Source organism: Janthinobacterium algoris (assembly GCF_051380935.1).
GTDB lineage: Bacteria > Pseudomonadota > Gammaproteobacteria > Burkholderiales > Burkholderiaceae_D > Janthinobacterium.
Window position 1 is genome coordinate 148,148 of record NZ_JBNYXZ010000005.1, and the last position, 20,835, is coordinate 168,982.

Sequence of the window (20,835 nt, forward strand, 5' to 3'; positions counted from 1 at the left end):
GAGCTTCTATTATCTGATACTGCATCTTGCTGTACTGCCTCCAACTTTCGCTGGAGCGGGAGAAGAGTCTCGAACTCTCGACCTCAACCTTGGCAAGGTTGCGCTCTACCAACTGAGCTACTCCCGCATACAAACCACTATTTTACTGCTTTTTCCTACCGTTTACCAGTGCTGCTTTACTGCTGATCCAGTATTCACTGGAGCGGGAGAAGAGTCTCGAACTCTCGACCTCAACCTTGGCAAGGTTGCGCTCTACCAACTGAGCTACTCCCGCAGTGGACAACATTGTATCAGAAGCTCTACTACATCACCAGTACTACTTTTTACTGCATACGCTGTTTTTACCTATGACACTCTCCAAAAAACTGGAGCGGGAGAAGAGGCTCGAACTCTCGACCTCAACCTTGGCAAGGTTGCGCTCTACCAACTGAGCTACTCCCGCGTCATCAACGACAGGCCAGCATTATAGAGGGATTACAGGGGCTGTCAACGGGCAATATCTGGTGTTTTGCAAAATATTCCGAAGAAAGCCGCCAATCCCACCTTAAGGTCCGCCGAATAGCGTAGCGAGCAAGCTCAATATCGTGTTGAGTAGCGGAGCTGTACGAAGGTACAGCGAGCAACGGAGACGCGAGAGTGAGCTGCGCAGTAGCTAGGCGGAGTGGCCTTAGTGCAAATTTCCCGCTTTTTCCTTGATCAAGGGCCATGCCAGGCGCAAATAATAGAACATCGACCATACCGTCAGCACGCAGGCGATCCACAGCAGCTTTTCGCCCCACACGTGGGTGTCGATCGCGCCGAAGATCACGTCGTGGTACAGCAGCAAGGGAATGGCCGTCATTTGCGCGGCCGTCTTGATCTTGCCGATCGAGCTGACGGCCACCGATTTCGATGCGCCGATCTGCGCCATCCATTCGCGCAATGCGGAAATGGTGATTTCGCGGCCGATGATGATGAAGGCCAGCACGGCATTGACCCGGTCCAGCTGCACCAGCACCAGCAAGGCGCCCGCCACCATCAGCTTGTCAGCGACCGGGTCGAGGAAGGCGCCAAAGGCCGAGGTCTGGTTCCAGCGTCGCGCGAGAAAACCATCGAACCAGTCGGTCACCGCGGCAACAATGAAGACCAGGGTGGCAACCAGGTTCTGGTCGCCATGCAGCAGCATCGACGGCGGCAGGTAAAATACGCCGACGACGAGCGGTATCAGGGCCACGCGCAGCCAGGTCAAAAGAATGGGAATATTAAAAGGCATAAGGAAGCAATCGGCCGACGGGTAAATTGAACATGAAGAAAGCGTGAAGAAAGCGCCACTAGTCTACATGGCCCGGGGGTATTAGCCTAGTCCGGTTGCGGCAGCGCCGGTCCAGGCCACTTATCCATTAATGTAGCTGCTTGTAGATTTCTTCCGCGAGTTGCGTGGAAATCCCCTCCACCGACATCAAATCCTCGACGCTGGCATCGACCACGCCGCGCAAGCCGCCAAAGCGCGACAGCAGCTTCTGCCGACGCTTGGCGCCGATGCCTTCTATCTCTTCCAGGCGCGAGGTCTGGCGCGTCTTGGCGCGCTTGGCGCGCATGCCCGTGATGGCGAAGCGGTGCGCCTCGTCACGGATTTGCGCGATCAGCATCAGCGCCGCCGACTCCTTACCCAGTTCCTGCGCCGGACGACCATCGACGAACAGCAGGGTTTCCAGGCCCACCTTGCGCCCCTCCCCCTTGGCCACGCCGACAATCAAGCTGATATCGAGTCCCAGCTCGGCAAACACCTGGCGCGCCATTTCAATCTGCCCCTTGCCGCCGTCGATCAGCACCACGTCGGGCATCACGCCATCGCCATTGGCGACCTCATTGGCCACCTTCTCGTAGCGGCGCATCAGCACCTGGCGCATGGCCGCGTAATCGTCGCCGGGCGTGATGTCGTTGATGTTGTAGCGCCGGTATTCGCCATTCTGCATGGTGTGGTTGTGGAACACCACGCACGACGCCTGCGTCGCCTCGCCCTGCGTGTGGCTGATGTCGAAACACTCCACGCGCAGGCTGTCGAGGTCTTCCGTTTCCAGGCGCAGCGCCTCGGCCAGCGCACGCGTGCGCGACTGCTGCGAACCTTGCTCCGACAGCAGGCGCGCCAGCGAAATCTCGGCGCCCTTCTGCGCCATCTCCAGCCATTGGCGGCGCTGTCCCTGCGGCTGGAAGATCAGGTTGATGCGGTGGCCGCACTGCTCCATCAGGGCCACGATCAGGGCCGGCTGGTCGAATTCGATATTCAGGATCAGGGTGCCAGGGATGAATTTTTCCGTGTAGTGCTGGGCCAGGAAAGCGGCGAGCACTTCCACCTCGATGGGCTCTTCGGCAATCGCCGCCGCATCGCTGAGCTGGCTGGGAAAGTAGGCGCGGTCGCCCAAGTGGCGCCCGCCGCGCACCATGGCCAGGTTGACGCAGGCGCGCCCGCCCTGCACCAGCACGGCGAGGATGTCGACATCGGCGTCGCCCGTCGTTTCCATGCTTTGCTGGTGCAGCACGCGCGACAGCGAGGCGATCTGGTTGCGCACCACCACGGCCTGCTCGAATTTCAGCTCGGCGGCAAACGCATGCATCTTCTTTTCCAGGTCAGCCATCACTTCGCTCTGGCGCCCGCGCAGGAAGCGCGCCGCGTTTTCCACGTCGTTTTTATAGTCTTCCTTGCTGATCAGGTCCACGCAGGGTGCGCTGCAGCGGCCGATCTGGTGCAACAGGCAGGGCCGCGTGCGATTCGCATACACGCTATCCTCGCAGGTGCGGATGAGGAATACCTTTTGCAGGATCTGCATCGATTCCTTGACGGCCCAGGAACTGGGAAACGGCCCGAAATATTGGTTTTTCTTGTCCACCGCGCCCCGGTAATACACCATGCGCGGCGCGGCGCCGTTGGTGATTTTCAGGTAGGGGTAGGACTTGTCGTCACGAAACAGGATGTTGTAGCGCGGCTGCAGCGCCTTGATCAGGTTGTTTTCCAGGATCAGCGCTTCGGCCTCGCTGTGCGTGACGGTGGTTTCCAGGCGCGCGATGCGCTCGACCATCATAGCGATGCGGGGGCTGGCCAGGTTTTTCTGGAAATAGCTGGAGACGCGCTTTTTCAGGTCGCGCGCCTTGCCGACGTACAACACCTTGTCCCCGGCATCGAAATAGCGGTACACGCCGGGCAGGTTGGGCAGCTTGGCGACCGTGGCCAGCACGTGCGCGCGCGGGTCGGGTGGCGTTTCCGCCAAGGTCGATACAGGGATCGATTCAGGGATCGGTTCTGGGCTTGCTTCGGTCATTGCTGGCTCATTGCGTACTTATGGCGCACTCATAGTTATGCTGCTTGCTCCACGATCACGAACGCGACCGCATATTCTTCTTCATCGCTGATGGTCACTTGCGCGCTCAGGCGGTGCTTTTCCATGAACTCCGCCAGCACGCCACTGCAGACGATCATCGGCTTGCCGCTGGGATGGTTCAGCATTTGCGCGGCGGGCCAGGTCATCGGCATACGCAAGCCCAGGCCGATGGCCTTGGAAAAGGCCTCTTTTGCCGCAAAGCGGGTTGCCAGGAAGCGCACGCCGCGCACGGCATTCTTGGCGCTGCGGGCGCGGAATTTCTCCATTTCCTGCGGCCCCAGTATCTTTTGCGCGAAACGCTCGCCATGGCGCGCCAGTGCCGCCTCGATGCGGGGGATCTTGCAAATGTCGGTGCCGATGCCGTAGATCATGGGCTTGTCCTATTCCTTATGCTTTGTTGCCCAAGCGCGCAGCCACCATGATGGCCTTCATTTCGCGCACGGCGTTTTCCCAGCCGACAAACACGGCATGCGCGACGATGGCGTGGCCGATGTTCAATTCAGCAATGTCAGGAATGGCGGCGATGGCCTGCACGTTAGTGTAATGCAAGCCGTGGCCCGCATTGACTTTCAAGCCACGGCCCACGCCGAACAGCACGCCCGCCTTGATGCGCTCCAGCTCAGCCAATTGCTCGGCGCCGGCCGTATCCGCGTAGCGGCCCGTGTGCAGCTCGATCACGGGCGCACCGAGCTCGGCAGCGGCGGCGATCTGTTGCTCGTCGGCATCGATGAACAGGCTCACGCGGATGCCCTCGCCTTGCAATTGTTGCACAGCCGCCTGTACTTCCTTGAAGTAGCGCACCACGTCCAGGCCACCTTCGGTAGTCACTTCCGTGCGCTTTTCCGGTACCAGGCACACATCGGCGGGACGGATGCGGCAGGCGAAGTCGATCATCTCGGCCGTCACGGCCGCTTCCAGGTTCATGCGCGTGAGCAACTGCGGCGCGATGGCGATCACGTCCGCATCCTTGATGTGGCGCCGGTCTTCGCGCAAATGCAGGGTGATGGCGTCGGCGCCCGCCTGCTCGGCCAGCAGGGCCGCGCGGAGCGGGTCCGGGTATTGGGTGCCGCGCGCATTGCGCAAGGTGGCCACGTGGTCGATATTGACGCCCAGGTCGATGACGGGGCCGGAAGGCTGCAAAAAGCTCATAGTGATGGTATCCGTAAAGTGCTGTTGTGCGGCAAACCGCCGCTATAGCTGCATTAAATCGATCAGTATCTGGCGCGTGTTCAAGGTGGCGCCACCCAGTTGATGGGCCAGCAAAAAGCGCATCAGCAACTTGCTTTGCGCCTGCGTGGCCACGTCAAGATAATCTTCGCGCTCCATGTCGAGCAGGGTTTTGCCCGTGATCTTCGGCCAGGCATCGCCGGCACGCGCCGGGCGCGGCCCCCGTTCCGGGTCGACCACATAGACCTGCCCTGCCTCGACGGCCTGGCGCGTGCCGGTGCAGCGCGTCAGGTCGGCCGCCACGCCCGTTTCCTTGAGCAGCGCGCGCTCGAACTTGCGCAGCACGATGGGCGGCGGCTCATTGTGCGCCAGTTGATTCAAGGTGGCAACGTAGTGGTCGAACAGGACAGGATGCGGGTCGTCGCGCGCCAGCAGTTTCACCAGCAACTCATTCAAATAGAAGCCGCACAGCAGGGCCGTCTTTTCCAGCGGCAACATGCCGCCCACCCATTCGGCGCCCGTCAAAATGCGCAGTTCGGATTTACCCGTCCAGCCCGCTTGCAGCGGTTGGAAGGTCTGCAGCACGCCGCGCAACTGCGAATGGGGCCGCTTGGCACCCTTGGCGACGAGCGCGATGCGGCCGTATTCGCGCGTAAACACGTCGACGATGAGGCTGGTTTCTTTATGCGGGTAGCTGTGCAGCACGAAAGCGGGCTGGCCCGTGATGCGGCCGTCGCGCGTGGGCGGACGGCTGCGCCGGGGCGCTGTGGGCGTGGCAGTTGCGGGCGTTGCGGCCGGCGGCGCGATGGCCACCGGCGCGGGAACAGGTGCGGAGACAGCAAATGAGGCTGGCGCGATGTCAGGCTGCGCTGGCGTGGTGGTGCTCATGCGTGTAGCGTCGCCCCGGGTTGCGGATTACTCGTAGCCGTAGGCGCGCAAGCCCGCCTCGTTGTCGGCCCAGCCCGATTTGACCTTGACCCAGATTTCCAGGTACACGGGGCCGCCGAACAGTTTTTCCATATCCAGGCGGGCCTGGGTCGAGACTTCCTTCAGGCGCGCACCCTTATTGCCGATGATCATGGACTTGTGCGTATCGCGCTCGACCAGGATGGCGGCGAACACGCGGCGCAAATCGCCTTCCTGCTCGAATTTTTCGATCAGCACGGTGCTCGTGTACGGCAATTCGTCGCCCACGAAACGGAAGAGTTTCTCGCGCACGATTTCCGAGGCAAGGAATTTCTCGCTGCGGTCCGTGATGTCATCCGGGCCAAAGATCGGTTGGTTTTCCGGCAAGAAACGCTTGATCTCATTCTGCAAGCCTTCCAGCTGGAAATGCAGCTTGGCCGAGACGGGCACGATCGCGGCGAAGTCGCGCATGGCGGCGATCTTTTGCGCAAACGGCAACAATACGGCCTTGTCCTTGACGCGGTCGGATTTATTGATGACGAGGATGCATGGCACTTCCTTCGGCAGCAAATCCATCACTTGCTGGTCGGCCGGGCCGAAGGTGCCCGCCTCGATCACGTACAGGATGACATCCGAGGAAATCAGCGTGTTTGTCACGGTTTTATTCAGCGTCTTGTTCAGCGCGTTCGAATGGCGCGTCTGGAAGCCGGGCGTGTCGACGTAAATGAATTGCGCGTCCGGCACCGTTTGGATGCCGGTGATGCGGTGACGCGTGGTTTGCGCCTTGCGCGAAGTGATGCTGACCTTCGCGCCGATCAGCACGTTCATCAGGGTCGATTTGCCCACGTTGGGGCGGCCCACGATGGCGATATAGCCGCAGCGGAAGTTGTCGGGCATTTTGGTGGCTGTCATGCTAGTGTCGATTCTGTTTAGTAGGAGCGGCGTTCGCCGGAACAGCCTGGGCTGCCACGTCGTCGCTCTGGATGGTGGCAATACCGGCCAGCTTGAGCTGGGCGGCGCGCGGTTTAGGCTTGCGGCTGGCGGCTGGCGACTTCAACAGCGCCTGCTCGGCCACGTCCAACGCCAGTTTGGCGGCGGCTTGCTCACCGGCGCGGCGGCTTCCGCCACGGCCGTAGACCTGGATGTTCAATTTCGGCACCAGGCATTCGATTTCGAATTCCTGGCTGTGGGCGGCGCCGTGGGTAGCCACCACGTTGTATTGTGGCAGCGAAATTTTCTTGCTTTGCAAAAACTCCTGCAGCAGGGTCTTGGCATCCTTACCCAGGGTTTGCGGATCGACCGAGTCGAGGATGGGAATGTAGAAAGCGCGGATCACCGTGCTGGCCGCGTCAAAGCCCGTATCGAGAAAAATGGCGCCCAGCAAGGCTTCCAGGGTATCGGCGAGGATGGACGGACGGCGGAAACCGCCTGACTTCAGTTCGCCTTCGCCCAGGCGCAGGAATTGCGACAGTTCCAGCTTTTGCGCGATTTCATACAGCGACTGCTGCTTGACCAGGTTGGCGCGCAGACGCGACAGGTCGCCCTCGTCAATGGACTTGAAGCGTTCGTACAGGATGGAGGCAACCACGCAGTTGAGAATGGAGTCGCCCAGGAATTCCAGCCGCTCATTATGCAAACTGCTGTGGCTACGATGCGTCAAGGCTTGCTGCAACAGGCCAGCATCCTGGAACGTATAGCCTAAACGGGTTTGCAATAGCTGAAGATTCATTATTGTTTCTGTGTCATCTGAGTAATTCGGCTGGCCGCCGCGCGGGGAATCGGCGCGGCAGCCATGGGTGGTCCATTACAGACCAGGCCGGCTTAGTGTATGCCGCCCACGCGTTTCGGATTGCTGAAGTTCATCCACACCAGGAAGGCCTTGCCGACGATATTCTCGTTCGGCACGAAGCCCCAATAGCGGCTGTCTGCGCTATTGTCGCGGTTATCGCCCATCATGAAGTAATTGCCTTGTGGCACCACACATGTAAAACCGTCTTCGTTGTAGTTGCACGCATCCTTGTGCGGGAAATCCTTCACTTCGCGCAAGTTCAACGTTGGAGCAGGCTCGTCGTTGAGGATGCGGTGGCTCACGCCCGTCAGATTTTCTTCCAGCTGCTTGTGATAAACAGTGCTTTCATCATCGAGGTAGTCGTCCAGCGGGGTATAGGCGACTTCCTTGCCGTTCACCGTCAAGCGCTTGTTTTCATAGGTAATTTTATCACCGGGCACGCCGATCACGCGCTTGATGTAGTCTTGCGACATATCTTTCGGGTACTTGAACACCATCACGTCGCCACGCTGCGGATCGTTGACTTCGATGATGCGCTTGTTGACGATCGGCAAACGAATGCCATAGGTGAACTTGTTGACCAGAATCAAATCGCCCACCAGCAAGGTCGGCACCATCGAGCTCGACGGGATCTTGAATGGCTCGTACAGGAAGGAACGCAGGCAGAACACGAGGGCGATGACGGGGAAGAAGCTGCCCGAATACTCGACCCAGGTGGGCTGGCGCAACAGCGCTGCCTCGATGGTCGCGCGGCTGCCACCCGCATCGGACTTGATGCCCTCGGCGGCCAGCTTGGACTGACGCGCATCGAATTCAGCCAGGGCGCGGTCGGCCGCCTTGCGGCGCTGCTTGGACAGATAAAATACATCCAGGCACCAGACCAGGCCCGTCAACACCATCAGCACGAACAGAATTAAAGCAAAATTTCCTAAAATCACTTGCAGGTTCATTGATCAACCATCCACTTGTAAAATTGCCAGGAATGCTTCTTGCGGGATCTCCACGGAACCCACTTGCTTCATGCGTTTCTTACCCGCTTTTTGTTTTTCCAGCAATTTCTTCTTGCGGCTGATGTCGCCGCCGTAGCACTTGGCCAGCACGTTCTTGCGCAAGGCTTTCACGTTCTCGCGCGAAATGATGTTCGCGCCGATGGTCGCCTGGATGGCCACGTCGAACATCTGGCGCGGGATCAGTTCACGCATCTTGGCAGCCACCTGGCGGCCACGGTACTGGCTGTTCGAACGGTGGACGATGATGGCCAACGCATCGACTTTTTCGCTGTTGATCAGCATGTCGACCTTGACCACGTCGGCCGCGCGGTATTCCTTGAACTCGTAATCCATCGAGGCATAGCCGCGCGACGTCGATTTCAGGCGATCAAAGAAGTCCAGCACAATCTCGGCCATCGGCATTTCATACACGAGCTTGACCTGGCGGCCATGGTAGCTCATGTCCATCTGGATGCCGCGCTTGCCGATACACAGGGTAATCACGGAACCCACGTATTCCTGCGGCATGTACAGATTGACCGTGACGATAGGCTCGCGCACTTCCTCAATGCGCGAAGGATCGGGCATCTTCGATGGATTGTCGACGTTGATCATGGTGCCGTCGCGCTGGATCACTTCATACACCACGGTAGGCGCCGTGGTAATCAGGTCCATGTCGAATTCGCGCTCGAGGCGTTCCTGCACGATTTCCATGTGCAGCAAGCCCAGGAAGCCGCAGCGGAAGCCGAAGCCCAGCGCCTGCGACACTTCCGGCTCGTACATCAGGGCCGCGTCGTTCAATTTCAGCTTTTCCAGCGAGTCGCGCAGGGCGTCGTACTGGTTCGCCTCGACGGGGAACAGGCCGGCAAACACTTGCGGCTGCACTTCCTTGAAGCCTGGCAATGGCGCGGCGGCAGGACGGCTGACCAGGGTGACGGTATCGCCGACCTTGGCCGCCTTGAGCTCCTTGATGCCGGCGATGATGAAGCCCACCTGGCCTGCCGACAATTGCGGCAAGGATTGCGAACGGGGCGAGAACACGCCGAGGTCTTCCACCAGCTGCACCGAATCGGTGGCCATCAGGCGAATCTTGTCCTTCGGTTTCAGGGTACCGTTGACCACGCGCACCAGCATGACCACGCCGACATAGGCGTCATACCAGGAGTCGACGATCAGGGCCTGCAGCGGCGCATCGGGGTCGCCCTTCGGTGCCGGCACCTTGACGATCAGTTGCTCGAGCACATCCAGCACGCCGAAACCCGTCTTGGCCGAACAATGCACGGCGTCGGCCGCGTCGATGCCGATCACGTCTTCGATCTCGGCAATGGCGTTCGGTGGGTCCGCGTTCGGCAAGTCGATCTTGTTCAGCACGGGCACCACTTCCACGCCAAGGTCCAGCGCCGTGTAGCAGTTGGCGACCGTTTGCGCTTCCACGCCTTGCGACGCGTCAACCACCAGCAGCGCGCCTTCGCAGGCGGACAGCGAGCGCGACACTTCATAGCTGAAGTCGACGTGGCCTGGGGTATCGATCAGGTTCAGATTATAGATCTGTCCATCGCGTGCCTTGTAGTGCAAAGCCGCCGTTTGCGCCTTGATGGTAATGCCGCGTTCGCGCTCCAGATCCATCGAATCGAGCACCTGCGCCTCCATCTCGCGGTCGGACAAGCCGCCGCACAATTGAATGATGCGGTCAGCCAGGGTCGATTTACCGTGGTCAATATGGGCGATGATGGAGAAGTTGCGTATGTTATTCATTAACTAATATATGTGCGAGTGACAACACTGCTTTAACAGGAATCATGGGGATCATGCTCGGGCCAAACCAGGCCAAAACCGGGCACCCCACTCATGATGAAAAAAGCGCTCCGAGCAGGACATCTGCATGCCCAGGCGAGCGCTTTTGAAGCGACAGAAGCTGCTGCTTCGAACAGTAGCTTTTTCGACCTCCCCATTTTACCGGATTTCAGAGCGGAAAGCCCGTCTTTCAGAGGCCAGCACCGGGGCAAGGCGACATTTTCAGCTGTTTCCGGCAGTAGAATGCTGCAATGCAGTGTCAATATTGTCATTTAAGCTATACCAGGCAGCGCCGTACAGCGGCCTCGTCAAGAAAATAATGGCATAGCTCGGGTTGCGCCAGATCGCCAAACAACACCGGCACCAGCTCGTCGAAGCGCGCCAGCAGCGATGCATCGGGCGAGGCATCGATATCGATCACGTCCACTGTGAACGGTTTTTCAGGCGGCTGCAGCAAGAGCAAGGCGTCGAGCATGTCCTGACATAAATGGCAGTAACTGCGGGAATAAAGAGTGAAGTGCATGGGAAACTTGAATAACCCCAGGAGCGGCGACTGGGGCCGGACGGGGACGCCTGGTCCCTGAGGTCCGACCCCGGCCTTTGCGGGGTGCGTGTTGAAAAGTTATTTTGCCGATGGACGCAGCGAAACGAATTGTGCCGTGTCGCCACGGCGCACCAGCACGGCCGACGACTTCTTCGGATCGAGCTTGGCCACCAGGGCATTAAATTGCTTGGCATCTTTCACGGCAACATTGTTCAATTGCAAGATCACATCGCCAGGCTGCAGGCCGGCCAGGGCCGCCACACCATCCGCATCGTCGACCAGTACGCCGGCGTCGATCTTCATTTCCTGTTTCTTGGCGGCCGGCACGTCGCTGACCTTCAGGCCCAGTGCGTTGACGGCTTGCGCTTCCGGCTCCTTGGCACCCTTCTTCGCCGTTTTCTCGCCTTCCAGCTCGACGACGGTGACAGGAATATCCTGCTGCGCCCCCTTGCGCCAGACAGTCACCGTGGACTTGCCGTTGACGGCGGCGCCGCCTACCAGACGCGGCAGATCGGACGAACGCTCGATTTGGGCGCCGTTAAATTTCAGGATAATGTCGCCCGGCTTGATGCCCGCCTTGTCGGCCGGACCGCCCGGCTCCACCATCGACACTTGCGCGCCCTTGGCATTCGGCAAGCCCAGCGATTCCGCCACGTCCTTGCTCACTTCGCCGATCTGCACGCCGATGCGCCCGCGCACGACCTTGCCCGTCTTTTTCAGTTGCTCGCCCACGCGCATGGCCTCATCGATGGGCACGGCAAACGAAATGCCATTGTAGGCGCCGGATAAGGTGGCGATCTGCGAATTGATGCCGATCACTTCGCCGCGCATATTGATCAGCGGACCGCCCGAGTTGCCAGGATTGACAGCCACGTCGCTCTGGATCAAGGGCAAGTAGTCGCCCGTGTCACGGGACTTGGCGGAAATGATACCTGCCGTCACCGTATTTTCCAGGTTGAATGGCGAGCCGATGGCGATGACCCACTCGCCCACGCGTATCTTGTCCGAGTCGCCAATGGTCAGGCGCGGCAGGTTGCCGCCCTCGATTTTCAGCAGGGCCACGTCGGTGCGCGCATCGGCGCCAATCACCTTGGCCTTGAATTCGCGCTTGTCCGTCAGGGTCACGTACACCTCGTCGGCACCGTCGACCACGTGGGCATTGCTCAGCACGTAGCCATCAGCCGAAATGATGAAGCCGGAACCGACGCCGCGCTGCACTTCCTGCTCCTGCGGCACGGCACGGCGGCCGCCGCGCGGTGCCTGCTGACGCGGCGTCGGCATGGCGCCGCCAAAAAAGCGGCGCAGGAATTCCTGCATTTCCTGCTCATCCTGGCCACCCGCGCCGGGCGCACGCATCTTCAGGCGCTCGGTGGTGCGGATATTCACCACGGCCGGGCCGACGGCGTCGACCAGGTCCGAGAAATCAGGCAGTTTCACGGCCGGCACGGCGGCGTGCGCTTGTGGCGCCAGGCCCAGCATGCTGGGAGCGAGAAAGACGCCAGCCATACCGAACAATAAGGCGGAAAGCGTCTTCACTGAAAACGACTTGCTGACGGCACACATGTTTTTTTTCATGGAAAGGATCTTTTCGAGTATATAAACGGATCAAAACGCGGATCAGGCGATTACCTGCGTGCAGGTTTGGCCGTCATGACGGAATCCCAGGGGCAAAGACACCTGACAGCACGCATGGCAGCAACAATATATCGCAAAAGCAAGATATTGCCTGCACACAGTGTCAATCGTACCGAAGTCCAGTGTCAAGAGGGCCAGGAAGAAGTTAAGCCTGGCATAAGCTGCCGCAGTGCTAACGTTGCGCCAGCGGCCCTGCCTCCAGCGGCTCGGCCGCGCCCGGCGGCACGATGGCCGCGGGCAGGGGCAGCAATGGCTCCACATGGGCAGCCGCCCCCTCTGGCGCAGCCTCGGCAGCCAGCCGGCTGGCCAGGCGCGCGTCGAATTGGGCGCTCAGGGCATGGCCGCACTGCTCCGAGCGCAGCACATCGCCAATCAGGCGATAGGCATCCCAGGCTTGCCGCCCCGATGGCGTATCGAGGGCGGCAAAAGCCAGTTCGAGTTCGCTCGCCGCCAGCTCGCCATCGGCCAGGGCGGAAATCGTCTCGTGCAATCGTGTATGCGTATCCATGATGGGTCCTGCCATTTCAAGAGGATAGTTGCGGAAACCGGACGCAGCCACGCCAGCCTCATATTCCCCAGATTACCAGCGCTTGTCAATCGGCATGTCCAACAACGGTTTCAATTTCTCCGCAATCACTTCGCGCGCGCGAAAAATACGGCTGCGCACGGTACCGATGGGACACGCCATGATTGTCGATATCTCTTCATAGCTGAGGCCCTCGATCTCGCGCAGCACGATGGCCGTGCGCAACTCGATGGGCAACACCTCCATGGCCGCATTGACGGTGGCCGCAATCTGCTTGCTGGCCAGCACTGATTCGGGCGTATTGTTGTCGCGCAATTTAGTGCCATCCTCGAAGGACTCCGCCTGCTCGGCGTCGGCATCGCTGGACGTGGCGGCACGCCGCCCCTGCGTGACGAGATAATTCTTGGCCGTATTGATGCCGATGCGATACAACCAGGTATAAAAAGCGGCATCGCCGCGAAAATGGCGCAGCGCCCGGTATGCCTTGATAAAGGTTTCTTGTACCACATCTTCGGCCTCCGCCGGGTCATGCACAAGGCGCGACACCAGGCGCATCAAGCGGCGCTGATATTTCGATACCAGCACATCGAATGCCCGTTTGTCGCCAGCCTGCACCCGCTCGACCAGTAACTGATCATACTCGCGCTCTGTCCTCACGCCCAATGTCCCTGTAGTCATGCAGCGTGGGCGCCTGTATGGATATAGAGTTGGCCCGCTGCAAGAAGTTCAATGTTCGTCCCACTTTTATTCCTCCCCACTCCGCGCCGCGATGGCTCGGCACGCCACGGCCAGCGGGCGGAAGGCGACGCAGCTGCTGCCACGCTGCACCAGCAACTGCGTGCGCCGCCCCGCGGCATCGGCCAGGCACAGCACCAGCAGCGACGGCCACAGGGTCGAGCCCGGCAACAGGCGCAGCACAGACGGCACCAAGACCCCTGAGCCGGACGGCGCTCCGCCATGCTCCAGATATACCGCCAGCCGCAACTGGCCGACCGGCGAAATATCAAGCGTCTGCGCCTTTCTGCGCCTGCGCAGCAAAGCCAGCAAAAACACACCGCCAGCCGCACTCGGCAGCGCACCGGGCCAGCCCAGCGCATAGCCGCCCACCAGCTGACCTGGGCCGGGGCCGGACTGGGCCGCAACGCGCCACGCGCCGCTCAAGGGCCAGGCGGCCAGCAATGCGCACAGCCCCAGCACCGCTTGCAGCCGACGCAAACAGACAGGCGTGCGAATAACAGCCGCTACCGCAATCGACATATTGTCAACTTAAAAAGGGAAAACATCAGGCGCGCCGACACCATGCCGGGCAAAATCAGACACCAACGAACGTTGGCGCCGAATCAGCGCTCACTACGTTTTGACCGTAGCGAGCGCTTGAAAGTTCCTACTTATTTCGCTTTACCGAAAATCAGCGTGCCATTCGTTCCGCCGAAGCCGAACGAATTCTTCACTGCATAATCGATCTTCATATCCCGTGCCGTGTTGGCACAGAAATCGAGATCGCAAGCCGGATCCTGGTTGAAGATGTTGATGGTCGGTGGCGACACCTGATGGTGCAATGCCAAGACCGTAAACACCGCTTCCAGACCGCCCGCGCCGCCCAGCAAATGGCCCGTCATCGACTTCGTCGAGTTGACGACCAGATGCTTGGCATGCTCGCCGAAGGTGCGTTTGATACCCATCACTTCCGCCACGTCGCCTTGCGGGGTCGACGTGCCGTGCGCGTTCAGGTACTGAATCTGATCCGGGTTCAAGCCTGCGTTGTTGAGGGCCGCGATCACCGATTTGCTGCCGCCGCTACCATCTTCCAGCGGCGAGGTCATGTGATAAGCATCTGCGCTCATCCCGAAACCATGCACTTCGGCATAAATCTTGGCACCACGGGCCACCGCGTGCTCGTACTCTTCCAGCACCATGACACCAGCGCCCTCGCCCAGCACGAAGCCGTCGCGGTCGGTGTCCCACGGACGCGATGCCGTTGCCGGATCGTCGTTGCGGGTCGACAAGGCACGTGCCGAGGCGAAACCGCCCAAGCCCAGCGGCGACACGGTCGATTCAGCACCGCCTGCAATCATGACGTCGGCATCGCCGTACTCGATCATGCGCGCGGCAGCGCCAATGCTGTGCAAACCGGTGGTACACGCCGTCACGATCGCCAGGTTCGGGCCCTTCAGACCATATTTGATCGAAAGATTGCCAGAAATCATGTTAATGATCGAGGCAGGCACGAAAAATGGCGAGATACGGCGCGGACCGCGCTTCTCGTACTCGGATTTGGTTTCCTCGATCAGCGGCAAGCCACCGATACCGGAACCGATGATCACGCCGATGCGCTCGGCGTTTTCCTCGGTCACTTCCAGACCGGAGTCCTGCATCGCCTGAATGCCTGCAGCCATGCCGTAATGGATAAAGGTATCCATGTGGCGGGCTTCCTTACCGGAGATGTACTCTTCGATATTGAAACCTTTGACTTCACCGGCAAAATGCGTGGTGAAGGGCAATGCATCAAACTTGGTAATCGTGGCAATGCCGGATTTACCTTCAACGATTGCGCCCCACGCCTCGGCAATAGTATTGCCGACAGGTGAAACACAGCCCAGGCCGGTTACAACAACACGACGGTTTTTAGAACGGCTCAAGCGATTCTCCTGAAGTCGGTCAGACAGGCTTAGGCCTTGACGTGTGCGGTGGCGTAGTCGATTGCCTGTTGCACGGTGGTGATTTTTTCAGCTTGTTCGTCAGGGATTTCCATTTCGAATTCGTCTTCCAGGGCCATGACCAGTTCCACTGTGTCCAGGGAATCGGCGCCGAGATCGTCGACGAAGGAGGATTCGATTTTGATGTCTGCTTCTGCAACGCCCAGTTGCTCAGCGACGATTTTCTTAACGCGTTGTTCGATATCCGACATGTTATGGCTCCAAAGTGTGTGTTACGGAAAGTGCGCGCATTTTATCAGGTTTGCGCGTCCGAATACTAATTTCGGTGTCTGCTGCTAATTCGACCGAAGCTGCTGCTAAAAGATGCGATTATAGACAAAAACGACCGTTGAATCATGCCACAAACGCCCGCCCCGTCTACCTTTCCCATCAATTCATGTACATTCCGCCGTTCACGTGCAGGGTCGTGCCCGTGATATACGCCGCTTGCGGCGAGGCCAAAAAGGCCACCGCCGCTGCCACGTCTTCCGGTTTACCCAGGCGGGACAGGGGAATTTGCGTCAACAGGGCCGCGTGCTGCTCTTCGCTCAGGGCCTTGGTCATATCGGTATCGATGAAACCCGGAGCGATGCAGTTCACGGTAATGTTGCGGCTGCCGATTTCGCGCGCCAGGGCGCGGCTCATGCCTTCCACGCCGGCCTTGGCCGCCGCGTAATTCATTTGCCCCGGATTACCCGATGAGGCCACTACTGACGTAATATTGATGATACGCCCAGCTTTGGCTTTCATCATGCCGCGCAATACAGCGCGCGACAGGCGGCCGACGGCCGACAGGTTGGTGGAAATCACGCTATCCCACTCTTCATCCTTCATGCGCATGGCCAACTGGTCTTGCGTGATGCCCGCATTGTTGACCAGGATCGACAGGCTGCCGTAGGTTTTCTGTACTTCATCGACAACGGCCGCGCAGCGCGCCGCATCGGTCACGTTCAGGACCAGGCCCTTGCCCGCCACGCCTGCGGCGGCCAGGTAATCGGTGATGGCTTGCGCGCCGCTTTCCGAGGTGGCGGTGCCAACCACGGTGGCGCCTTGCTTGCCCAGTTCGGTGGCGATGGCGCGGCCGATGCCGCGCGAGGCGCCCGTGACCAACACGACTTGATTTGCTAAATTCATGAGTATCCTTAAAAGCAAGCGCGGCAGGCAGGCTGCCGCGATCTGATGTTTATTTGAGCTGCGTCAAAATGCGTTCCAGCGAGGCCTGGTCGACGATGGCGTCGCCCACCAGCACCGGATCGATGCGCTTGGCCAGGCCCATCAGGACCTTGCCCGGACCGCATTCGATCACTTGCGTGATGCCGTCGGCCGCCACTTTTTGCATGGTTTCCACCCAGCGCACGGGGCTGGCAGCCTGGCGCACCAGCGCTTCCTTGATGCCGGCGACATCGTTGACGATGGCCACGTCGACGTTGTTGATCAGGGCGATTTGCGGTGCCGAGAAGCTCAAGCCGGCCATGTAGTCGCGCAAACGGTCCGAAGCCGGTTTCAGCAGCGATGAGTGGAATGGCGCGGACACGGGCAGCTTCATGGCGCGCTTGGCGCCCTTGGCCTTGGCCAGTTCGCAGGCGCGCTCGACCGCCGCCGTATGGCCGGCGATGACCACTTGCGCAGGTGCATTGAAATTGACAGGTTCGACCACCAGGGCCGGGTTTTCCGCCACCGCTGCCGCACAGGCGGCGCGCACGTCGTCATCCGACAGGCCCAGCACGACGGCCATCGTGCCCTGCCCCACGGGCACGGCTTCCTGCATGGCTTGCGCGCGGAAACGCACGAGCGGCACGGCATCTTTGAAGGAGATGACGCCGGCGGCGACCAGCGCCGAATATTCACCGAGGCTATGGCCGGCCACAACGTTCGGCACGGGGCCGCCCGCTGCCAGCCAGGCGCGGTAGAAGGCCACGGCCGCCGTCAGCATCACCGGTTGCGTGTTGGTGGTCAGGTCCAGCTCTTCCTTCGGACCTTCGGCGATCAGCTTGCCCAGGTCGAATTGCAGGGCGTCCGATGCTTCGGCCACGGTCTGGGCCACCACAGGGTTGCCGGCGAAACCGTCGAGCATCGCAATCGCTTGCGAGCCTTGGCCTGGGAAAACAAATGCAAATTGTGTCATGGTGACTCCGTTTTTTAATAGTGTTGCGGGATTACATGCGCGCCAGCACGGCGCCCCAGGTAAAGCCGCCGCCCACGCCTTCCATCATGACGTTATCGCCCTTTTTGACGCGGCCGTCGCGCACGGCGATGTCCAGCGCCAGCGGGATCGAAGCCGCCGAGGTGTTGCCATGCTGGTCGACGGTGACGACCATCTTGTTCAGCGGCAAGCCGAGTTTCTTGGCCGTGCTATTCATGATGCGGATATTCGCCTGGTGCGGGATCAGCCAGTCGATCTGGTCCGCCGTCATGTTGGCGTGCGCCAATGCTTCGTGCGCGACTTTTTCCAGCACGGACACGGCCAGCTTGAACACGGCCGGGCCATCCATGTACAGGAAGGCGCTACCTGCCAGCGCGCCGCCAGCCACGCTGCCCGGCACGCTGAGGATGTTCGAGTGGCGGCCGTCCGCGTGCAGCTTGGTAGCCAGGATGCCTGGCTCCTTGGAGGCCGTCATGACGACGGCGCCGGCGCCGTCACCGAACAGCACGCAGGTGCCGCGGTCATCGAAATTGAGGATGCGCGAAAACACTTCGGCGCCGATCACCAGCACATTCTTGTGCATGCCTGATTGAATAAAACTATCGGCCGTGGCGACTGCATACACGAAGCCGCTGCAGACGGCTTGCACATCGACGGCGGCGCAGTTATTCGTGATGCCCAGCTTGCTCTGCACGATGCAGGCGGTGCTGGGAAAGCTGCCAAAGAAATCGGGGGTCGAGCTGGCGACGATGATCAGGTCCAGGTCGTTGCCTTTCAGGCCCGCCATTTCCAGGGCTTTTTTGGCCGCTTCCACGCCCAGGTCCGAGGAGTTTTGCGACGGCGCCGCGTAATGGCGCGCCGAAATGCCGCTGCGCGAGACGATCCATTCATCCGACGTCTCGATGCCCTTGGCGGCGAGCTGTTCAGTCAAGTCCTGGTTGGTGACGCGCCTCTCGGGCAAATAGCTGCCAGTGCCGATGATTTTGCTGTAAGTTTTGCTAAAAACAGTCATGCAAGTACCCGTCCACTAAATGGTAGAGCTTGTTGATGTAGGTTCGTCCGGTACTGGCGTGCGCGGCATCAGCTCGGCGATCAGGCTGGCCAAGTGCGCTTGCACGTCATTTTTTGCCGCATCAAAGGCGCGGCGCAAGGCCCATTCAAACGAATAGGCATCGGCGCTGCCATGGCTCTTGAAGACGAGGCCACGCAAGCCCAACAGGCTGGCGCCGTTATAACGCGAAGGATTCAAACGGTTGCCGATGGCTTTCAGGGCCCCGCGGGCGATCAGCGCGCCCAGCATGGTGATCGGATTGCGCTTGAATTCGGACGTGAGCACGTCCTTCATGAGGCGCGCCAGGCCTTCGATGGCCTTCAGGGTGACATTGCCGACAAAGCCGTCGCAAACGACAATATCGGTGGTGCCCTTGAAGATATCGTTGCCTTCCACGTTGCCGTAGAAGTTCAGCGCGCCACGCTCGTGGTCAGCCTGCAGCAGCTTCGAGGTGAGTTTCACCACTTCATTGCCCTTGATATCTTCCGTACCCACGTTCAGCAAGCCGATCGTCGGGCGTTCGATGCCTTCCATGGCGGAAACGAGCACGGAGCCCATGATGGCGAACTGGTGCAAGTGATGCGGTTCGCAATCGACGTTGGCACCCAGGTCCAGCATGTAGGTCGGGCCGTTCTTTTGATTCGGCAAGATGCTGCAAATGGCCGGGCGATCGACGCCGGACATGGTTTTCAATACATAGCGCGACACGGCCATCAGGGCTGCCGTATTGCCGGCAGAAACGGAAGCTTGCGCAGCGCCGCTCTTCACCTGTTCGATGGCCACGCGCATGGAGGAATCCTTCTTGCGGCGCAGGGCCACTTCCAAGGGGTCGTCCATGGTAACTTGTTCGGAGGCATGCAATACCGACAGGCGCGGGTGCGTATCGGCTTTATGTTTCTTCAGTTCGGCACGGATAACGTCTTCCAATCCAACAAGGATCAGTTCGGCTTCAGGCTCATGTTTTACGAAGGAAATTGCTGCGGGGATAGTGACTGAGGGACCATGATCTCCGCCCATGCAGTCGATAGAAATTTTGATTGTCATTTGTGTTGATTCAATACCGCTGCGGGCGTGCGGCAAGATGTGAATCGGACTGGAGCATATGCAGGGCGCAGCATGTCATGCACAGACCTGGACAGCGTGATTCAAAATGACGGGTATGCAAGATGAATTGCAGCCGATAAAAAAGAAGAAGCGGCGCCACGCCGAATAACCACGCAACACCGCTTTCATCTTACCCAACAAAAACGTCGATTACTCGTCGTTTTTGGTCTTCAACACTTTGCGGCCACGATAGAAGCCGTTAGGGCTGATATGGTGACGCAGATGTGTTTCGCCGGTAACTGGCTCGACGCTCAATTGCGGCGCGACCAGGAAGTCGTGCGAACGGTGCATGCCGCGCTTGGAAGGGGTTTTCTTGTTCTGTTGAACTGCCATGATGACTCCTAATACATAAGTTCTAAAATTTTAGCACAATCGATTGGCAAATACATGCGAATCGAGTATCCCAGCGGCAAAGACTACCCGAAAATAGCCCGGACCGACATCGTTTATTACACTACATTTCACTACACTTGCCATACTCGATTACTACACGCGTTTGACACGTTCCTTGCTTGGGGAAAACCCCTTACTACTTATTCTTGCTTCAAGTCTTTCAGTGCCGCAAACGGCGATTTCTTTTCAGTCTTGAGAGCATCGAGCTGCGCCGTATCGGGGCAGACGTCATGTTTGGGTACCTGCGGCAGGGCCAGCAAGGCTTCATCTTCGATCAGGGCCGCGGCATCCATGCTGCGGCTGCCGACGATCACATCGATCGTCTCATCGCTGATGATTTCTTCGATCTCGTCCGCCTGCTCGTCATCCTTGCCCAGCATCAGAGTAGTCGTCGAATCAATTGCGTAAGCATACGGGGTCAGGCAGCGCTGGCAAACCAGCTGAACGGTGCCGTTGACCGACAAGGTCAGTTGTGGGTAGCCCAGCTTGCTGGTGCCGCCGACGATCTTCCAGGCGATGTCGCCGGAAGCATCTGCACAATCCTTGGTCAACCGGGTCATTTCAGCGACAGGAGTTACACCCTCGCGGCTCCCGCTGATACGACAAAAATCAAAGGCGTCGATCACAAAAGCATTCATTGGTAGAAAATTTCCCCGGAAAACCTGCGATAATAACAGGGTTTTCAGCACCGAGTCAAAGCCTTAGCATCTTTTTGACGACTTGATTGCCGTATTTGTGACAA

At 59.5% G+C, this 20,835-nt stretch carries 23 protein-coding genes and 3 tRNA genes; 1 reads left to right on the forward strand and 25 read right to left on the reverse strand.

The window, feature by feature from the left end; translation table 11 throughout:
- Nucleotides 1–51: 51 nt before the first annotated feature.
- The 12 genes from ACQ4W7_RS09365 to lepA form a co-directional block, all read right to left on the reverse strand.
- Nucleotides 52–127 (reverse strand) — tRNA-Gly (locus ACQ4W7_RS09365).
- A 71-nt stretch (nucleotides 128–198) separates the two neighbouring features.
- Nucleotides 199–274, reverse strand: a tRNA-Gly gene (locus tag ACQ4W7_RS09370).
- Nucleotides 275–366: 92 nt separating this feature from the next.
- Nucleotides 367–442: transfer RNA gene (locus ACQ4W7_RS09375), tRNA-Gly, on the reverse strand.
- A gap of 225 nt (nucleotides 443–667) precedes the next feature.
- Nucleotides 668–1,252, reverse strand: a complete 585-nt coding sequence (gene pgsA, locus ACQ4W7_RS09380) for a CDP-diacylglycerol--glycerol-3-phosphate 3-phosphatidyltransferase (RefSeq protein ID WP_101481959.1) — start codon at nucleotides 1,250–1,252, stop codon at nucleotides 668–670.
- Between the two features lie 127 nt (nucleotides 1,253–1,379).
- Nucleotides 1,380–3,296: an excinuclease ABC subunit UvrC gene (gene uvrC / locus ACQ4W7_RS09385; RefSeq protein WP_436530020.1), complete on the reverse strand. Its 1,917-nt coding sequence runs from the start codon at nucleotides 3,294–3,296 to the stop codon at nucleotides 1,380–1,382.
- A gap of 35 nt (nucleotides 3,297–3,331) precedes the next feature.
- Complete coding sequence (acpS, locus tag ACQ4W7_RS09390; protein ID WP_436530022.1) at nucleotides 3,332–3,727, reverse strand: holo-ACP synthase; 396 nt, start codon at nucleotides 3,725–3,727, stop codon at nucleotides 3,332–3,334.
- A 16-nt stretch (nucleotides 3,728–3,743) separates the two neighbouring features.
- On the reverse strand, nucleotides 3,744–4,505 hold the full coding sequence (gene pdxJ / locus ACQ4W7_RS09395; protein ID WP_436530024.1) for a pyridoxine 5'-phosphate synthase: 762 nt from the start codon (nucleotides 4,503–4,505) through the stop codon (nucleotides 3,744–3,746).
- A gap of 42 nt (nucleotides 4,506–4,547) precedes the next feature.
- The gene (gene recO / locus ACQ4W7_RS09400; RefSeq protein WP_436530026.1) at nucleotides 4,548–5,411 is read right to left on the reverse strand and encodes a DNA repair protein RecO; all 864 of its coding nucleotides are present in this window, start codon (nucleotides 5,409–5,411) and stop codon (nucleotides 4,548–4,550) included.
- Nucleotides 5,412–5,438: 27 nt separating this feature from the next.
- Nucleotides 5,439–6,341 carry a GTPase Era gene (gene era, locus ACQ4W7_RS09405; protein WP_034749612.1) on the reverse strand — a complete coding sequence of 301 codons (903 nt, stop codon included), beginning with the start codon at nucleotides 6,339–6,341 and terminating at the stop codon, nucleotides 5,439–5,441.
- A 1-nt stretch (nucleotide 6,342) separates the two neighbouring features.
- The gene (gene rnc, locus ACQ4W7_RS09410) at nucleotides 6,343–7,158 is read right to left on the reverse strand and encodes a ribonuclease III (RefSeq protein WP_426070479.1); all 816 of its coding nucleotides are present in this window, start codon (nucleotides 7,156–7,158) and stop codon (nucleotides 6,343–6,345) included.
- A 92-nt stretch (nucleotides 7,159–7,250) separates the two neighbouring features.
- A complete protein-coding gene (gene lepB, locus ACQ4W7_RS09415) occupies nucleotides 7,251–8,168 on the reverse strand; it encodes a signal peptidase I (RefSeq protein ID WP_425254046.1) in 918 nt (305 codons plus the stop codon).
- Between the two features lie 3 nt (nucleotides 8,169–8,171).
- The gene (lepA, locus tag ACQ4W7_RS09420) at nucleotides 8,172–9,962 is read right to left on the reverse strand and encodes a translation elongation factor 4 (protein WP_426070480.1); all 1,791 of its coding nucleotides are present in this window, start codon (nucleotides 9,960–9,962) and stop codon (nucleotides 8,172–8,174) included.
- A gap of 93 nt (nucleotides 9,963–10,055) precedes the next feature.
- Here lepA and ACQ4W7_RS09425 point away from each other — a divergent pair, with 93 nt between their 5' ends.
- Nucleotides 10,056–10,277 (forward strand): hypothetical protein, encoded by a 222-nt coding sequence (locus tag ACQ4W7_RS09425; protein WP_426070481.1) that lies wholly within the window; start codon nucleotides 10,056–10,058, stop codon nucleotides 10,275–10,277.
- A gap of 1 nt (nucleotide 10,278) precedes the next feature.
- Here the strand turns inward: ACQ4W7_RS09425 and ACQ4W7_RS09430 are convergent, their stop codons facing one another.
- The 13 genes from ACQ4W7_RS09430 to ACQ4W7_RS09490 all read right to left on the reverse strand — a co-directional run bounded on the left by ACQ4W7_RS09430 (nucleotide 10,279) and on the right by ACQ4W7_RS09490 (nucleotide 20,731).
- Complete coding sequence (locus ACQ4W7_RS09430; RefSeq protein WP_436507673.1) at nucleotides 10,279–10,524, reverse strand: glutaredoxin family protein; 246 nt, start codon at nucleotides 10,522–10,524, stop codon at nucleotides 10,279–10,281.
- A 99-nt stretch (nucleotides 10,525–10,623) separates the two neighbouring features.
- Nucleotides 10,624–12,120, reverse strand: a complete 1,497-nt coding sequence (locus tag ACQ4W7_RS09435; RefSeq protein ID WP_426070483.1) for a DegQ family serine endoprotease — start codon at nucleotides 12,118–12,120, stop codon at nucleotides 10,624–10,626.
- A 232-nt stretch (nucleotides 12,121–12,352) separates the two neighbouring features.
- Nucleotides 12,353–12,688, reverse strand: coding sequence for a sigma-E factor negative regulatory protein (locus tag ACQ4W7_RS09440; RefSeq protein WP_426070484.1), 336 nt, complete (start codon nucleotides 12,686–12,688; stop codon nucleotides 12,353–12,355).
- Nucleotides 12,689–12,760: 72 nt separating this feature from the next.
- Nucleotides 12,761–13,384: an RNA polymerase sigma factor RpoE gene (gene rpoE, locus ACQ4W7_RS09445; protein ID WP_426070485.1), complete on the reverse strand. Its 624-nt coding sequence runs from the start codon at nucleotides 13,382–13,384 to the stop codon at nucleotides 12,761–12,763.
- Nucleotides 13,385–13,450: 66 nt separating this feature from the next.
- Nucleotides 13,451–13,963 (reverse strand): hypothetical protein, encoded by a 513-nt coding sequence (locus ACQ4W7_RS09450; protein ID WP_426070486.1) that lies wholly within the window; start codon nucleotides 13,961–13,963, stop codon nucleotides 13,451–13,453.
- A gap of 131 nt (nucleotides 13,964–14,094) precedes the next feature.
- The gene (gene fabF, locus ACQ4W7_RS09455; RefSeq protein ID WP_426070487.1) at nucleotides 14,095–15,345 is read right to left on the reverse strand and encodes a beta-ketoacyl-ACP synthase II; all 1,251 of its coding nucleotides are present in this window, start codon (nucleotides 15,343–15,345) and stop codon (nucleotides 14,095–14,097) included.
- A 29-nt stretch (nucleotides 15,346–15,374) separates the two neighbouring features.
- Nucleotides 15,375–15,614 carry an acyl carrier protein gene (gene acpP, locus ACQ4W7_RS09460; RefSeq protein ID WP_008449912.1) on the reverse strand — a complete coding sequence of 80 codons (240 nt, stop codon included), beginning with the start codon at nucleotides 15,612–15,614 and terminating at the stop codon, nucleotides 15,375–15,377.
- Between the two features lie 178 nt (nucleotides 15,615–15,792).
- Nucleotides 15,793–16,536: a 3-oxoacyl-ACP reductase FabG gene (gene fabG / locus ACQ4W7_RS09465; RefSeq protein WP_426055377.1), complete on the reverse strand. Its 744-nt coding sequence runs from the start codon at nucleotides 16,534–16,536 to the stop codon at nucleotides 15,793–15,795.
- Between the two features lie 49 nt (nucleotides 16,537–16,585).
- Nucleotides 16,586–17,527 (reverse strand): ACP S-malonyltransferase, encoded by a 942-nt coding sequence (fabD, locus tag ACQ4W7_RS09470; protein WP_426070488.1) that lies wholly within the window; start codon nucleotides 17,525–17,527, stop codon nucleotides 16,586–16,588.
- Between the two features lie 31 nt (nucleotides 17,528–17,558).
- On the reverse strand, nucleotides 17,559–18,557 hold the full coding sequence (locus ACQ4W7_RS09475; protein ID WP_436530032.1) for a beta-ketoacyl-ACP synthase III: 999 nt from the start codon (nucleotides 18,555–18,557) through the stop codon (nucleotides 17,559–17,561).
- A 15-nt stretch (nucleotides 18,558–18,572) separates the two neighbouring features.
- Entirely contained in the window at nucleotides 18,573–19,640 is a 1,068-nt protein-coding gene (plsX, locus tag ACQ4W7_RS09480; protein WP_436530034.1) for a phosphate acyltransferase PlsX, read from the reverse strand.
- Between the two features lie 210 nt (nucleotides 19,641–19,850).
- Nucleotides 19,851–20,033: a 50S ribosomal protein L32 gene (gene rpmF / locus ACQ4W7_RS09485; RefSeq protein ID WP_010399517.1), complete on the reverse strand. Its 183-nt coding sequence runs from the start codon at nucleotides 20,031–20,033 to the stop codon at nucleotides 19,851–19,853.
- A gap of 200 nt (nucleotides 20,034–20,233) precedes the next feature.
- Nucleotides 20,234–20,731, reverse strand: a complete 498-nt coding sequence (locus ACQ4W7_RS09490) for a YceD family protein (RefSeq protein WP_436530297.1) — start codon at nucleotides 20,729–20,731, stop codon at nucleotides 20,234–20,236.
- Nucleotides 20,732–20,835 lie beyond the last annotated feature (104 nt).